Origin of the sequence: Winogradskyella sp. (assembly GCF_045105575.1) — a bacterium.
Classification (GTDB): Bacteria; Bacteroidota; Bacteroidia; order Flavobacteriales; family Flavobacteriaceae; genus Winogradskyella.
Genome location: NZ_JBGCDQ010000008.1, coordinates 23,171 through 38,104 on the forward strand (window position 1 = coordinate 23,171; position 14,934 = coordinate 38,104).

Sequence of the window (14,934 nt, forward strand, 5' to 3'; positions counted from 1 at the left end):
TAATTGAATAGAAATTCTTGATCTGAAATTATACACTAGTTTCAATTACTAAAATAAGGACTTAATTCTTCTGCAAAATATGAGCTTATCACCTCGCGACCTAAGCTATTGACATGAACATTATCAAAAAAATATTCAATATTCTCTAACTTATCACTGTGATTAATAACGTTATAATCTGAATTAGAAACTTCAACTATGTCTTCCTTCATTGGTGAAATATAACAAATCAGTGTGATGCCTTCTTTGTCGCATAAATCTTTAATCTTTTTTAATGCTAAATTCTCAAATTTAAGCGATATAAGCTTACGACTTATTATATCACCGAACCTTCTATTTTGAACTGGATACGTATAATTACCATTTTCATCAAATCGATTACGTTTATTTGGATAAACCAAACTTAATAATGCCGGATAAAACACCTCTGCATTGTAATAGGAAACAGCAGTTATTGGAAAATACTTACTCTTAGCTAAAATGTTCGCCTCACCACTTGAAAAAGATTGAAAATAGCCCAAAACATAAGAACGGTCAGTGAAAGGTAAAAACCTATAATCATTAGCGCTAATTGATTCATTTTGCTCTTTGTAAGAAGTTATGCTTGATGCAACCACACAGATCGATGTTGTTTTACCCTCTGCTAAAAAATGTTGCAACATAAGGTACTGACTAGATAGGGATGTATCATCCATAGATAGATTAATACCTTTTCTACCATTTATGGTATCAATTAGTTGAGTGTTTAAAGTTGTTAGACCCGTACTCGCACCTATAACTACATAATCAAAATTCCTTTCTAAAACTCCATTTACTAAAAATGAAGGTTTATAAAAACTACTCTGTTTTAATGAGCATAGACTAGCATAAGCTAGCCCATTACATATAAGAAAACCACTTAGTAATAATAGACTAATTTTTTTAAGAAAAACACTCATCATTAAAATTGAAAATAAATAAATTCCGAAGGATTTTTAAAAACCCCCATAAATACGATTAATAAAACAATAAAAATCGCTGAAAATTGATTTAACTGTACTTCGCTTTGGTTGCGCTGTAATGTTATAAATTCAAAAATAAGCATCACAAACAAAGACGTTAAAATAATACTACTAAACAAGATCATCTTAGAACTTTTGTAAAACAATATCAAACTCGATCCAGAAAATGATAATATATCCGCTATATAATTATAGGCAATAGTAACGCTGTCTGCTCTAAAAAACACCCAAGCAATTGTTACCAGAATAAAAGTCAATAGCATATTCGGCAATTGCCTCCATATTACACGCGTTTCTGAAACATGAATTCTGTTGGTTTTGGTAAGTAGTAATGGCATAAATAAAATTCCATGAATACATCCCCAAATTATAAAGGTCCAATTGGCACCATGCCAAAATCCACTAATTAGGAAAACAAGCAGTATATTTCTTATTTGATTAAATCGGCTGCCCTTTGATCCACCTAGAGGAATATATAAATAATCTCGAAACCAAGTTGATAGTGAAATATGCCATCGTCGCCAAAACTCTGCAATATCCCTTGAAAAATATGGAAATAAGAAATTTGTCATTAGTGAAAACCCAAATAATCGCGCAACACCAATAGCGATATCTGAATAGCCTGAAAAATCACCATAAATCTGAAAACCAAAAAGTACAGCACCTACTAATAATTCTAAAGATGAATAACTTGCAGATGAATCGAATATTTGATTTACAAAAAATGCGCAATTATCTGCGACTACCACTTTTTTAAAAAGTCCCCAAACAATTAAATATATGCCACTCATTGCAAAATCACTATTGAAAACCCGTGCTCTTTGAAATTGTGGTAATAAATTTTTGGCGCGTTCAATAGGACCAGCTACCAACTGAGGAAAAAATGATACATAAGCCATAAACTGAACTAAATTTGATGTGGGCTCAAGTTTTTTACGATACACATCAATTGTATAACTTAACGTTTGAAATGTGTAAAATGAAATCCCTACTGGTAGAATTACATTTAACGTATTAGACTGTATGTCAATACCCAAAATTTCAAAAGCAGAAATCCAACTATCAATAAAAAAATTGAAATATTTATAGAAGGTGAGAAGTCCTAAGTTGGTGATAATACTAATAGCTAAAAATAATTTTCGTCTAAAATTTTGGCATTCTTTTTTTAATGCATTTGCAACAAAATAATCTACCAGACTACTAAATATAATTAAACCTAAAAAACGCCAATCCCACCATCCATAAAACAAATAACTCGCTCCTAAAATTAAGAAGTTTTGAAGTCGTAGAGATTTCTGAAACAAAAACCAATATAGTATAAATACAAGGGGCAAGAATATGGCAAAATCTAATGAGTTGAATAACATGTATTCTAATTTAATATAATTAAGCTATGCGCTTGCATAAAACTTTATAAACTGTACTTGCTGGTCTTTTATATTAAATGAATTTTTTACTCTAAGCTTGGCATTTTCTGATATTTCATTTTTTTTGCTTTCAGGTAAGTTAATGACCTCTAGTATTTTTTCTGATAGTAATTCTGGTAACCTTTTTGGTACTACCCAACCTGTTTTTTCATTTACTATATTTTCAGACAAAGCTCCTCCATCGGTTACAATGCATAACAAACCTAGTGCCTGTGCTTCTATAACCGCATTACAAAAGCCCTCTTGTATGCTTGGTTGCAAATAAATATCAACTGCTTTTAATTTTAACAAGGTTGCTTGGTGAGATAATTTACCATGAAAACTAACGTAATCATTCAATTGATTTTGATCTCGTTGAAATTTATAACGTTCAAATTCTGTTTTTGTACCAGAACCAATAATGTGGTATTCAAAGTCTAGACCTTTGTTCTTTAATAGTTTCATTGCGTCGAGAGCTAAATCTAATCCTTTTATCCAATTTAGTCTTGCGATGGTTAAAATTTGAATTTTCTCATTAGCAACTTTAGTATCCTTTATATCGATAAACTTAGACATATCTGCAGCTGGCGTAATAATATCATAAGGCATATTTTGACTAAGACCTAAACCATAGGCTTTTTGAAGTAAATCTTTAGAAATACTATGTACTTTATCTACATGGTTCCAAACCAAATCATAACAAGTGGGATATTTCACAGGGTAAACATTAATGTCAAAACCTCTAAAACTAACAGCCATTTTTGCTTTTATGGCTTTAGCAACTAACTCGCTACCTATAGCTTGAGTTACAAAACCAAAATGTAACCAATCTAATTTTTGACTCAGCAAATGCGAATTGATATATAAATTCTTAACTAAACGTCTTGTTTTAATTGGTACATTCTTTTCTAATTTAATGTAATTAATTACTGCTTTCAAATTGAATAGAAGCTTTAGAAACACTAAAATCATTGACATCATCTGAAGAATGCTATTTTTATAAACTTTAGGGCCTTTTACAACAGGGCATAAGGTAAAACTCGGATCAACTTTCTGAACTAATAAGACAACGTGAAAACCGTGCTCTTGAAGTCCTTTGATTTTTGAACTAAAAAAAGTTTCAGAATATCCAGGTGTTGAAGCAAGAACTAATCCTATTTTCATGGCTTTCAGCACTTTATAGTATCATTTAATTTTTATAGAAATCACCAAAAGCACGTTTAAATGTTGCCCAATTATGCTGCTGTGCTATCTTTTGCAATGCATTTTCAGACATGTTTTCTATATCTTTTTGTGGCATATTATTAAAATTCAATAATTTCTCAACTAGGTCATTTATACTTCTATTATCGTACAACAATCCTGTTTTATTATGGGTTATCAATTCTGGCATTCCTGCTGCATTTGTACTAATAATAGGTAACCCTATAGCCATAGCCTCAATAGCCACATTTGCAACACCTTCAGATACACTTGGTAAAAGTAAAACATCTGCTGTTTGCATTGCTGTTAAAACATTATTATAATTCATGTAAGGTGTCAAAATGAGGTTATCTTTAAGGTCTAAGTAATTACCAGAACAAATGATTTCCTCAGAATTTGAAACACCTATTATTGTATATGTAGCTTTAATATTTTGCTTGAGTATAATACTAAAGGCCTCTAGGGCATAATTATAGCCCTTATTCCAATGATGTCTGCCGACAGAAAGGATCTTTAATTCATCACCTCTAAAATAGTTCTTCTTTTTTAATGGCTCAAAACTACTTAAATCAACACCAGAATAAATCACTTTTATGTTATCCTCGACTGCACCATAAAAAGTAGCCAGAGTTTTGATATGCTCAGAAACAGCGTGAAACAGATGCACTCTTGGAAAGGTTTTTCGATATAAATTTAATAAATCATCGTCTGCGACAGGTGCTATATTAATTAAACTCCCTCTTAAACTAACCATGATTTTAAAATACGTTGTATCTAAAATTTCTTCAAACAAATAAATATGAGAAGCCCATTGGATATGAACAATTTCAGCTCGGCATGAAATAGCCTTAGACCAAATAAGAAACTGCTTAAACCTAGTTCTCAAAGGTTTTTTTGAATGGCTTAAAAGTGAGACAAAATGAATACATTTTTTCGGATAAAAACAAAAAAAACGAATAAGTTTTAAAAATATTTGAGCTAATAATAAAAACTTGTTATTGGCATCTGTTGGTACAAAAGATACATCATTTTTTTTATATGTAAGTAGCTTAGATGACGTACCAAAAACTAGAGTCTTATGCTCTTCATTAACAACTTTGGCTAACCTTAGAACAAATGTTGTAGGCTTTAAATTCCCATTATAGATGACGACATTCATTAAGCTTATTAAATTAATTTTATATTATTTAACATATTTTATTTTTTATTGAAGTACTATAATTTTTTTATGAAGTTATTAAATTTATCTACCATTACATAGTTTGTATGGTTTTGTTTAATATAATTTAAAGCATTCTCTGACATATTTTTCAATTGAACCTTATTCTTTATTATCTTTTCTATTTTAATGACAAGTTGTGCTGTCACTTCTTTAATCTCAATTAAAAATCCGTTTTTTTCATCTATAATTATTTCGAGGTTACCACCAATACTAGTGGCTATAACAGGTTTTCCCATTGATAGTGCTTCCAATAAAAACATTGAATTACCTTCACTATACTTTGATAACAAAACACCTATATCGAGCGCATTATAAAATTTATATAATTTTTGATTTGGCAACCACCCTAGAAAATGAACTTGAGACCTAATATTTAGTTTTACAAAACTCATAATTTCATTATAATAAGCAGTATTCGGCGTGGATTCATTTGCTATGCTACCCGCTATTAATAAATGAACAATACAGCCACTATTCTTTAGATGTAGTATTGCTTCTAATAATTCTAAAATGGATTTTTCTTCACTAAGCCGACCTGCATAACCTATAATAAAATCTCGCTCGGTTAATCCGAGACTTTGGCGATAACATTTAGAACACTCTGAACTTATTTTATCTGTGAAATCTGTCAATTTAATAGAGTTATATATAGTTTCCTTTGGAAAATCACAATTAGACATCAGCGTTTGAAGCTCAATAATTGGAGACTTTGTATTAGCAAGAAAGCCGCTAGAGTTATTTACTAAAAACTCAATATTGTCAGTTCCTAATCGATATTTTAAATCAGTACTTCTAAAAAAATAAACATGCTTAGCCTTAGGATATGCAAGGCATAACTTTTTAAACAATGCAAAATGCATGAATGTTATTACAATATCCGGTTTATCTTTTTTAATTAGACGCCTAATACCTTCATAGTAAACTATGCGGTCTACCAAAGTATAGCCAAAAACATATTTGCGAAACCTTTGAGGTGTGTAACTTAAGAGACTTTCAAAAAAACGATTCCATAAAGTTGGCTTTATATGAAGATACTTACCCTTATTGTAATCTTGGAATTGAAGACTACAATCGTATTTACTTACAACTTTATACGTTGCAGCAATTGTATCATTAGCTGAGAGTGTTTCAATGATACGCGGCACTCCAGGACTTTTTTGGTTAGGAGGAACCGTGTGCCTTGAGCCAGAAACTAAATAAATAACTTTAGTCTTACTCATTAAAAAAGTTTATTGCTTTCAATGCTTCCTTAAAAGTTCTATTATATGACTCGTAAGAATGATTGTCCAAATACGATGTATAAGCCGATTTTGACAACTTTTCATAGAGCTCTTTGTCTGCGCTAATTTTCAACATGGCTTCGGCAAGTTCTTCTATATAGGGATTTGATCTTACTAAAAAGCCATTTTCATTGTTTTTAACCACTTCAAAATTACCACCAGAGTTGGTTGCGATTATTGGTTTACCGATTGAAATCGCTTCAATTAGGCTTAAAGGCATACCTTCTTGATAAAGCATATTATCTGTAGATGACACAACAACATCTACTTCTGAAACTACTTTTAAAAGTTTATCATTTTCTACAAAACCTCGAAATTTGACAGGAATATCATTTGACATGGCAAAATCGTGACATTGTCTTAAATAATCCGTTGTGATATTGTGAGTACCTCTTGTACCAGCTGCTCCAAAAACTACAAGATGCATATTTTTATTTAGGCCATAAACCTTTTTAAATGCTTTTAATAAATTGAGAACCCCTTTTTCTATACATATTCTTCCTGAGAAAGCAAATACAAAGTCATTTTTACCATAATGCCTGTTTTTATAAAAATCAGTTGCTTGTTTTAATGTCACTTTTGGTATAATAGCATTAGGAATAGTGAAATACCTCGAGGAATTCAGTTGATTCTTAAAGGTCTCATTTGCTTTTTGTAATGCTATTTTATTCACTGCAAAAATGGCTTTACTATTTGTTATTAGCGCTTTCCATTGTTCTTCACTGTATTTACTATGCAGCGATGTCCCATGATGATAGAACACAACCTCTCGATTTGGAAAAACTAATTTAATCATACTTACCAAACCCACACTAACATGCACAACTATTTTCTTATACCTATTAAAAACTAAAAATCGACAAACAGAAATAAAATATAATAAACCGAAATCTGAACCAGTAATAAATTTTTTTTTTCGCCTTTTGTATGGGTATAAAATCTTTAATACAATTAAAGCAAAAGAATCAAAAATATTAGATTTTACATGCTTAAAAGTAGTCTTATCATAAGTACAATCATCTAATTTAGGATTGTAGTTAGATAGTACCTTAAAGTTACTTTCTTCTGCGGTTAATACTGTTTCATAAATAACTTTTGCAGGCGCTGCTCCCTCAGGAGATGGAACTGAGTTTAAAGAGCCATAAATTATTAAAATATCATTGTTAATCATCGTTACTCTAAAATAGAGGCTTTAATTGTAGAAAGTAATCTACTATAATATTTTTTTTTCTCAAATTTCATTTTATTTCCGTTTTGTAACATAAGGGATAATGCCTTAAAATATCTTTTTTGCCTAATTAGTTCAAACTCACTAAAGCCTATCCAAGATCTATCCCATAAATGTACGGCAAAAGATGCTTCGGTAATATATTGTAAATATTCATTATCCTTTCGTCTTACATTTGGGTTTGGGTTTGGATATGGATAAAAACTGTTAACGTCACAAACAACAATATCATCATAACGTTTTGCACTTAATTTTTCAGAATTATTATAATGTGCTTTAAAAACGGAGGTAAATATCTTCGGAATAATTAAAACCTTATAGTCAATTGGATTTAGTACATCAACCTTATCATAATACCTAAGACAATTCGTTATATAAGAATGTCCTTTTTGAGCACCAATAACACCACAACTTATGTAACGATCAGATTCTATGCCAACAAAGCATTGGTGATCTAGCAATTCAGTAAAATCTCTGAGCACTAACATATCCGTATCTAAATAAACTCCGCCATAATCATAAAGAACTTTTAAACGCACATAATCCGAGACAAATGCCCATTTTTTATCTTCATAAGCTTTTTTTACAAATGGATGCGTAAACTCAAAGTTTGTTTCATTCCAAAGCTTCAACTCAAAATCAGGCAAGTTAAATTTCCATGACTCTATGCATTTAAGTATTACTTTAGACATTGGATTTTTTCCAAACCAACAATAATGTATTACTTTAGGTATCATCCTAGTTGCTTATAAATTTTAATATATTGATCAATTAATTTTAAGTTATCAAAATTTTGGAATGCGTGCTCCCTTGCGTTCTGCCCCATTTGTTTAAATTGCTTAACGTCCTTAGTTAAGGATATAACTTTTTGAACCATGGCATTAACATTCCTATCTTCCACCAAAAACCCGGAATAACCATTAACAATTGTTTCTGAAACACCTCCAGTATCAAAAGCAATTACCGGCAAACCACAAGCTTGCGCCTCTACTGCAACTAATCCCAATGCTTCTTCTCGTTTTGTGAGATCCTCTTGAGTAGATGTCATTAGAAATAGAGACGAAGTTAATAATATTTTTTTTATCTCTTCTTGAGGTTGGTATCCAGTAAATATTACATTTTTTTCACAATTTTGTTGTATAACTTCAGCGATTAATGTTTTCTTGAATGTTTCTCTGCCATCACCAACGATAGTGTAGCTTGCGTTGTAGCCCATATCTAAAAGTTTCTTTAAAACTCTTATCCCATACTTGTGACCTTTCAGCTGAATTAGCCTTCCTACAGTTACTAAGCGAATATGGTCGTCTTGCTTGTTGAGCTTTTGACTTAAATCAGTAAAAGCATCAACATCAATACCAACAGGTATTACATGAATTATTGACGCACTCACACCCACACTTAACAAGTGTTTTTTTATATAATTTGAATTTACGGTAACTGCTTTTACATGATTAGTATAAAATTTAGAATACGTTTTGTGATAGACTTCTTTAGTTAGTCTAAAGGCATCGTAACCATGAAAAGTAATAATAAGTTTTTTAGGATTTAAATAACCTATTTCCGATAACTCTATCAAAGGTTTTAGTGAAGTATTAAACTGTACATGACATAATAAATCTTCCTCAAAATCTCGGTAATTATATAAATGATAAAATGGCTCCAAGCTCCACTTTAACTTTAATCTGTAAAATCTAAATGCAAACTTTAAAATCTTAAAATTACTTATTATTTTAAATATTTGTAGGACTTTTGGAAGCTTTGTATTTAGTTTAAAATTTTTGTGTACTAGGCTATCGATATCGTACTTCTTTAACTTTTCTGGATTTTTAAACGCCTCAATACCTCTGTAATAATTAGTGTAAATTTTAGGACAAATACCACGATTTATTAACCCAATAATATGGCTAATTATAAAGGTCTCTGTAGGTTGTGGAAATAGTCGTATTTTTATATTTATTTTCACTATCCCTTAGTTCAGTAACATTCTATATAAAATATTACTTTTAATAAAATATGAAGTTTTTGATATGTTTATGTTACTAATTTTCCATAAACACAATGCCTTATCAGGGTATTTTAAAGCACTATTTTCAGTAATAATTAATTCTGGTTCTTTAAAATTAAAAGGTGTTTTTCTGAAATTTAAGGGTCGCCAATCTCCAGTATTAATATCAAAGTTTTGTTTTTGATCTATAAATGATGTAGTGAGTAAATAAGTACTATTACTTTTCTTTATATTAATAAGTGCACTGTATATTTCTTTAAAAGACAAATGCACTAAACAATCCCTACAAAGCAAAATATCAACTTTTGGAAGGTTATTATTTGTTATGTCCAAAAGCTCAAAACTTAAATTATCCGATTGGTAAAGCCTGTTATTCTTTTCAACTAATGCTTTAACAATATCACCACCTATATATTTAACTGAAGACAAGTTAACATGTTGCATCCAATTAAAATCTCCGCAAGGAATATCTGCAAAGGACTGAGTATTGAGCGATAGTAAAAGCTTTTCTAATTCAGTTTTTAAATACTCAGTAGACCTATTATCTGAACCATTTCCTGAAACACTCTCAGTATTACTCCAAAAATTATCATCATGTATTTTTTGAAATATTTGCTTTGAGTCTTCAGCTTTATAGCCACGAGTTTTCTTAATTATAATTTCTCTTTTATATAAGACTTTCCATCGTTTTGGTATAATTTGTTTTAGAACTGTTTTTAGTCTATTCATTCTGATGATATTAAATAAAGGTATAAAAGTAATTGATGTGCATTTCTTTAAGTTAAAAATATCATTATTTTATTTTTAAAAAAAAGTGTTCTAACATTTTTGAATAAAAAGCAACCAAAAAATTGAAAGATAAATTAGGAAAAAGATAACTTCTTTTTAAATAATTTTGATTCTTAAGTATTTCTTTCAACCAAAAATTCGAAAGCCAGATGTAATTTTTATTGTAAGATACTTTCTCGCCTAATAATTTTGAAATGTCATTTATAACTTTAACTATCTCATCCATTCTTCTAGGTGAATTTGTCTTTTTAACACTAGTAGCAGAACTATCATGGACTCTTATGTAATTCAATGCCTTAGAACTATAAGCCACATCACCAAGGTTAAATACCTGAGCCCAAAACCACCAATCGCCACAATAATTATAGTTAACAGGAATTTCTAAATTAACAAGTATGTTTTTTCTTATTAAAGCCGAACTAACATTTATTACAGGACATTTGTACTTTCCATAATCCCTAAGTAACGATCTTCCATCCTTTATAAAATCGGAATCCCAAAGTGGTGAATTAAAACTAGTCCACCAACTATTGAGTTTAGTTATGTTTGTGTTCATGTAATAATTATTACTTATACAATGAGCCACAACAAGATTGTTGTTTTTAAATTTTGGCACTAAGGTTTCTAAAAAAATAGGATCTGCCCAGTCGTCACTCTCGGCAATCCAAATAATATCACCTTTGGCCAAATCAAATCCTTTTTGCCACATTCCAAAAGGACTTCCACTGTTCATTTCATTAATTAATAAATGTGACACTTTAGGATGATTTTTATAAAGTTCTAAAACGTAATCACTTCCGTCATTAGAAAGATCATCTAAAAGAATAACTTCAAAATCTTGGTAAGTTTGATTCAGTACGCTATCAATGCGTTGTTTCAAATAATTACTATGATTATAATTTGGTATAATTACAGAGATCATTTGCGTTATTTTAGTCGCTTTTGAAGGCGATAAGGAAGATATCTTTTAATTAATTTTTGAATTCTACTATTCTTCGATAGTACCTTTTTATTAATATAAGGTCTTCTAAAAACATTGTTTTTAAGAAAAATATTGAGCACTTCCAAATCATAAATTTCTTCATCCGTAAGTATGGGTAACTTAAAATAAGTTAAGACATCATTAAGAAATACGTCTGTTCTTTCTTTTTTAATAGTAAGGAGCCATTCAAAATGTATTTTATTACTAATAATATACCTGCTTGCAACTTGGCTTACAGAAAGTGATTTAGATGATTGCCATTCATCTATATCTATAAATCGAAGTTCATTATTTAAATCTACTATTGTATTAAAAGGCATCATGTCGAATGCATTGATGCTCTGCTTTTCTATGGTTCTTTTCAAAAAAACTAACCAATCTGCAAATAATTTATTATAAGCTTCTTTATCATTTAATAAATAGTAATTATCTAAATTAATGTGAACATTATTACCTTCAATAAAATCAGATGTTATCTTCCCTTCATTAACCAGATTCAAAACATTATTATTTGTAGCTTTTGCATACCATTCCTTTAAAACTTTTATTGAGTTAACATTTTTAAAAAATCTGATTTCATTAGCATATTCATATCTCCTGTTATTGGCAAAATAATAAACAAATGGCTCAATAATAGCTTCTTTTTTTTGTTTTCTAGCTATTAACAAAAATGAATTACTTATAACATCTAAGCTTTTATCGTTAATAAAATTAGCAAGAATTCTACCTTCATGAATATTTTTTGTACTTAATCCTGAATAATTTTGAGACTGGCAATCATAAAGCAAGTTAGTAATTAGATTGGAGCCTTGTTTAGAATATATTGCCTCACAGTCTTTAATTATAACATTGGGTAATTTATAATCTGGAAATGGAAAATAATAATTTACTGAATTAAAATTAGCACCGCTTAATTTTGCCGTTAATTCGGCCCTAGAAAATGTAGTTACATCATTCTTTTTATAAAACGACTGTGGTCCATAATATGCTTTGGCATTATGATCTTCTTGATAGCCCAAAAGGTATTTTAATCCAATTTTATTTTCTATCGCAATGATCAGTTCACCATCTTTTTTTACTAATTTATTACATATTTTCAGGAGATTAACTATGGGGTTTTCTTGATCGGAAAATTTAGGAACATATTCCATGACACCTATAAGTGTTATCTTGTCAAATGAATTTTCACCAAAAAGACTTAGCATATCTAACTCAAGAAAATTTGCAACAACTATGTCTATATTATTATAATATTTACATCTGGCAGCTACAGATTTTGCTCTATTCAACGTACCTTCAATAGTAACTAATTTCTTAACTTTATTACAAATGTATTCTGATAAAATTCCAGTACCGCCTCCAAGTTCGAGTACACTATCATCAGTATTAAAATTTATGGGTTTCAAAATATTAATTCTTTCCCAAGTAAAGTGATATTTAGTAGGCCAATCGACAATAGCGTTTTCTAAAATACGATACCTTTTAAATTTATCATCGGGTAAATTATTTAATTCATTAAATATAACTTCTTCAATATCTCCATCAGAATAAGGAACTTGATCTTTATTATTTAAATATAGGTTTTTATATAAGCCTTCATTCAAATACCCTAAGTCGTTTAGTTTTTGATTAAAGTTCATTGATTGTCCATTTTGATTTTTGTACTACAACACCTTGAAAATTTGAGTTAGGCAACTTCCCTGTTTTATAAAAATCAGAACCGAGAATTTGTAAAGCAAATACATTTCCATTGTTGTAAAAGGTATAATTTTGATTTTCAAAAAGTGATACTTCAATATTATAGGTTCCGTTAATTAAGATAATATCATCTACGGTACATATTATTTCTGTCTTGTCTTTTATATTAATAGTCTTTGACACCTCATATTTTGTATGATAAGTAACAACTCTAGTCCCTCTAAGTGTATTAATTCCTATTCCTATATTAGCAAATGGAACTTCGACATTAAAATTAAACAAAAATTTGAGATGCATTTTCTCCCCAATCTTAAAATCTAAACTTGGCTCTAAGTTAGAATTTAATAATTCAATTTGACAATCACCATGTTTTGTATTCGCCATAAATTTTGGCGACGTCCCATCATTAGAAATAATGTAAGAATTAATTATCGTCGTTACATCTCCTTCTTGTTTAATTTTACCATCTTCTAAAAGAAGACACCTATGACATAAGTTCTGTACTGCTGTTAAATCGTGGCTCACAAATAAAACGGTTCTGCCCTCTCCTTTAGAGATATCTTGCATTTTTCCGATGGCTTTTTTCTGAAACTCAGCATCTCCGACAGCCAAGACTTCATCTATCACCAGAATATCTGGCTCTAAAAAAGCAGCAACAGCAAACGCTAATCGAACTCGCATACCAGAACTATAGCGTTTAACGGGAGTTTCAATATAACGTTCACAACCAGAGAACTCAATAATTTCATGTTCTTTTGCTTTGATCTCCGCTTTGGTCATTCCGAGAATAGCACCATTAAGATATATATTTTCCTTACCTGTAAGTTCTGGGTGAAATCCTGTACCTACTTCTAACAAAGATGCAATTCTTCCTCTAGTTTTTATAACGCCCGAAGTCGGGCCTGTTACTCGAGATAAAATTTTCAATAAAGTAGATTTACCTGCACCATTTTTACCAATAATACCTAATATTTCACCTCTTTTAACCTCAAAACTTATATCTTTTAACGCCCAAACGTAATCAGTCTCACCTTTCTTACTTCTATTGTTTACATCACCAATCTTAAGATAAGGATCTTCTTTACCTCTTATTTTATGTGACCATCGTTTTAAATCATGACTTAAAGTACCTGTACCAATAACTCCTAGACGATATTGTTTGCTAATATGTTCTGCTTTAAGAATTATATCTAACATATCTAAACTGTATCAATAAATGATTTTTCTGTTCTATTGAATATAATTAAACCTAATAAAAACAAAAGAACACTAATTACAACAGTGTACAAAAAACGTCCTAAGTCAAAATCTCCTGTATTCAATAATATATATCTAAAGCCCTCAATAACCTGACTCATTGGGTTAAACTCTACAAGTTGAGCAACTAAAGGTGGGAATTTAGCTTTTGCCTCTGACATTGGATAAGGCACAGCAGAAACATACATCAATAATTGTACGGCAAAAGTTAGCAGAACAGTTAAATCACGATACTTTGTAGTTAACGACGATAGAATCATTCCTAAACCTAAACCTAACATACCCATTACTATCACATATAAAGGGAACAGTACCAAATTAGAGTTTAAATTTAAATCGATTCCCAAAAACAAATAATAACAATAAAAGCCTATAAAAATCAACAATTGAATACCAAACTTTAGTAGGTTCGATATCGTCACTGACATTGGCAAAATAACTCTTGGAAAATATACCTTACCAAAAATATTTTGGTTTTTAGTGAATGTGCTTGATGTATTGGTTAAACAATCTTTAAAATAATTCCAAGCTGTTATACCAGCGAGGTTAAAAAGAAATGGTGGTATTCCATCTGTCTTAATACTTCCTAAATTATTAAATATTAATGTAAAAATTAATGCGGTAAACAGGGGTTGTATTAAATACCAAAGAGGCCCTAGTATAGTTTGCTTATACAAGGTAATAATATCTCTTTTAACAAATAAAAATAAAAGATCCCGATATTGCCAAATCTCTTTAAAATTAAAGTCAACAAGTTTTCTCTTATTAGAGATTACATAAAGCCAACCGTCATCTTTTTTAGCACTCAAATTGATTCAATTAAAAATACGTGCGAATATACCAAGATATTGGTAATTCAACCA

The 14,934-nt window shown here is 30.0% G+C and carries 13 protein-coding genes; all 13 read right to left on the minus strand.

Annotated features, from left to right (window positions below; translation table 11 throughout):
- Positions 1-41: 41 nt before the first annotated feature.
- The 13 genes from AB8B52_RS01750 to AB8B52_RS01810 all read right to left on the minus strand — a co-directional run bounded on the left by AB8B52_RS01750 (position 42) and on the right by AB8B52_RS01810 (position 14,880).
- Positions 42-941, minus strand: coding sequence for a hypothetical protein (locus AB8B52_RS01750; RefSeq protein WP_406024632.1), 900 nt, complete (start codon positions 939-941; stop codon positions 42-44).
- Entirely contained in the window at positions 941-2,368 is a 1,428-nt protein-coding gene (locus AB8B52_RS01755) for an MBOAT family O-acyltransferase (RefSeq protein ID WP_406024634.1), read from the minus strand. The genes AB8B52_RS01750 and AB8B52_RS01755 overlap by 1 nt, the downstream gene beginning before the upstream one ends.
- A 24-nt stretch (positions 2,369-2,392) precedes the next feature.
- Positions 2,393-3,571 (minus strand): glycosyltransferase family 4 protein, encoded by a 1,179-nt coding sequence (locus AB8B52_RS01760; RefSeq protein ID WP_406024636.1) that lies wholly within the window; start codon positions 3,569-3,571, stop codon positions 2,393-2,395.
- Between the two features lie 25 nt (positions 3,572-3,596).
- Positions 3,597-4,496: a glycosyltransferase family 4 protein gene (locus tag AB8B52_RS01765; RefSeq protein WP_406024637.1), complete on the minus strand. Its 900-nt coding sequence runs from the start codon at positions 4,494-4,496 to the stop codon at positions 3,597-3,599.
- A gap of 329 nt (positions 4,497-4,825) precedes the next feature.
- Complete coding sequence (locus AB8B52_RS01770; RefSeq protein WP_406024639.1) at positions 4,826-6,052, minus strand: glycosyltransferase family 4 protein; 1,227 nt, start codon at positions 6,050-6,052, stop codon at positions 4,826-4,828.
- Positions 6,045-7,283, minus strand: coding sequence for a glycosyltransferase family 4 protein (locus tag AB8B52_RS01775; RefSeq protein WP_406024641.1), 1,239 nt, complete (start codon positions 7,281-7,283; stop codon positions 6,045-6,047). The genes AB8B52_RS01770 and AB8B52_RS01775 overlap by 8 nt, the downstream gene beginning before the upstream one ends.
- Positions 7,284-7,285: 2 nt before the next feature.
- Positions 7,286-8,077, minus strand: a complete 792-nt coding sequence (locus tag AB8B52_RS01780) for a glycosyltransferase family 32 protein (protein ID WP_406024643.1) — start codon at positions 8,075-8,077, stop codon at positions 7,286-7,288.
- A complete protein-coding gene (locus AB8B52_RS01785) occupies positions 8,074-9,303 on the minus strand; it encodes a glycosyltransferase family 4 protein (RefSeq protein WP_406024645.1) in 1,230 nt (409 codons plus the stop codon). Before AB8B52_RS01785 ends, AB8B52_RS01780 begins: the two co-directional genes overlap by 4 nt.
- Positions 9,304-9,309: 6 nt before the next feature.
- Positions 9,310-10,074 carry a hypothetical protein gene (locus tag AB8B52_RS01790; protein ID WP_406024647.1) on the minus strand — a complete coding sequence of 255 codons (765 nt, stop codon included), beginning with the start codon at positions 10,072-10,074 and terminating at the stop codon, positions 9,310-9,312.
- 64 nt (positions 10,075-10,138) lie between these two features.
- Positions 10,139-11,056, minus strand: coding sequence for a glycosyltransferase family 2 protein (locus AB8B52_RS01795; RefSeq protein WP_406024649.1), 918 nt, complete (start codon positions 11,054-11,056; stop codon positions 10,139-10,141).
- 5 nt (positions 11,057-11,061) lie between these two features.
- Positions 11,062-12,756: a class I SAM-dependent methyltransferase gene (locus AB8B52_RS01800; protein ID WP_406024651.1), complete on the minus strand. Its 1,695-nt coding sequence runs from the start codon at positions 12,754-12,756 to the stop codon at positions 11,062-11,064.
- Positions 12,746-14,011: an ABC transporter ATP-binding protein gene (locus AB8B52_RS01805; RefSeq protein ID WP_406024653.1), complete on the minus strand. Its 1,266-nt coding sequence runs from the start codon at positions 14,009-14,011 to the stop codon at positions 12,746-12,748. The genes AB8B52_RS01800 and AB8B52_RS01805 overlap by 11 nt, the downstream gene beginning before the upstream one ends.
- Before the next feature lie 2 nt (positions 14,012-14,013).
- Positions 14,014-14,880, minus strand: coding sequence for an ABC transporter permease (locus AB8B52_RS01810; protein WP_406024655.1), 867 nt, complete (start codon positions 14,878-14,880; stop codon positions 14,014-14,016).
- Positions 14,881-14,934: the final 54 nt, after the last annotated feature.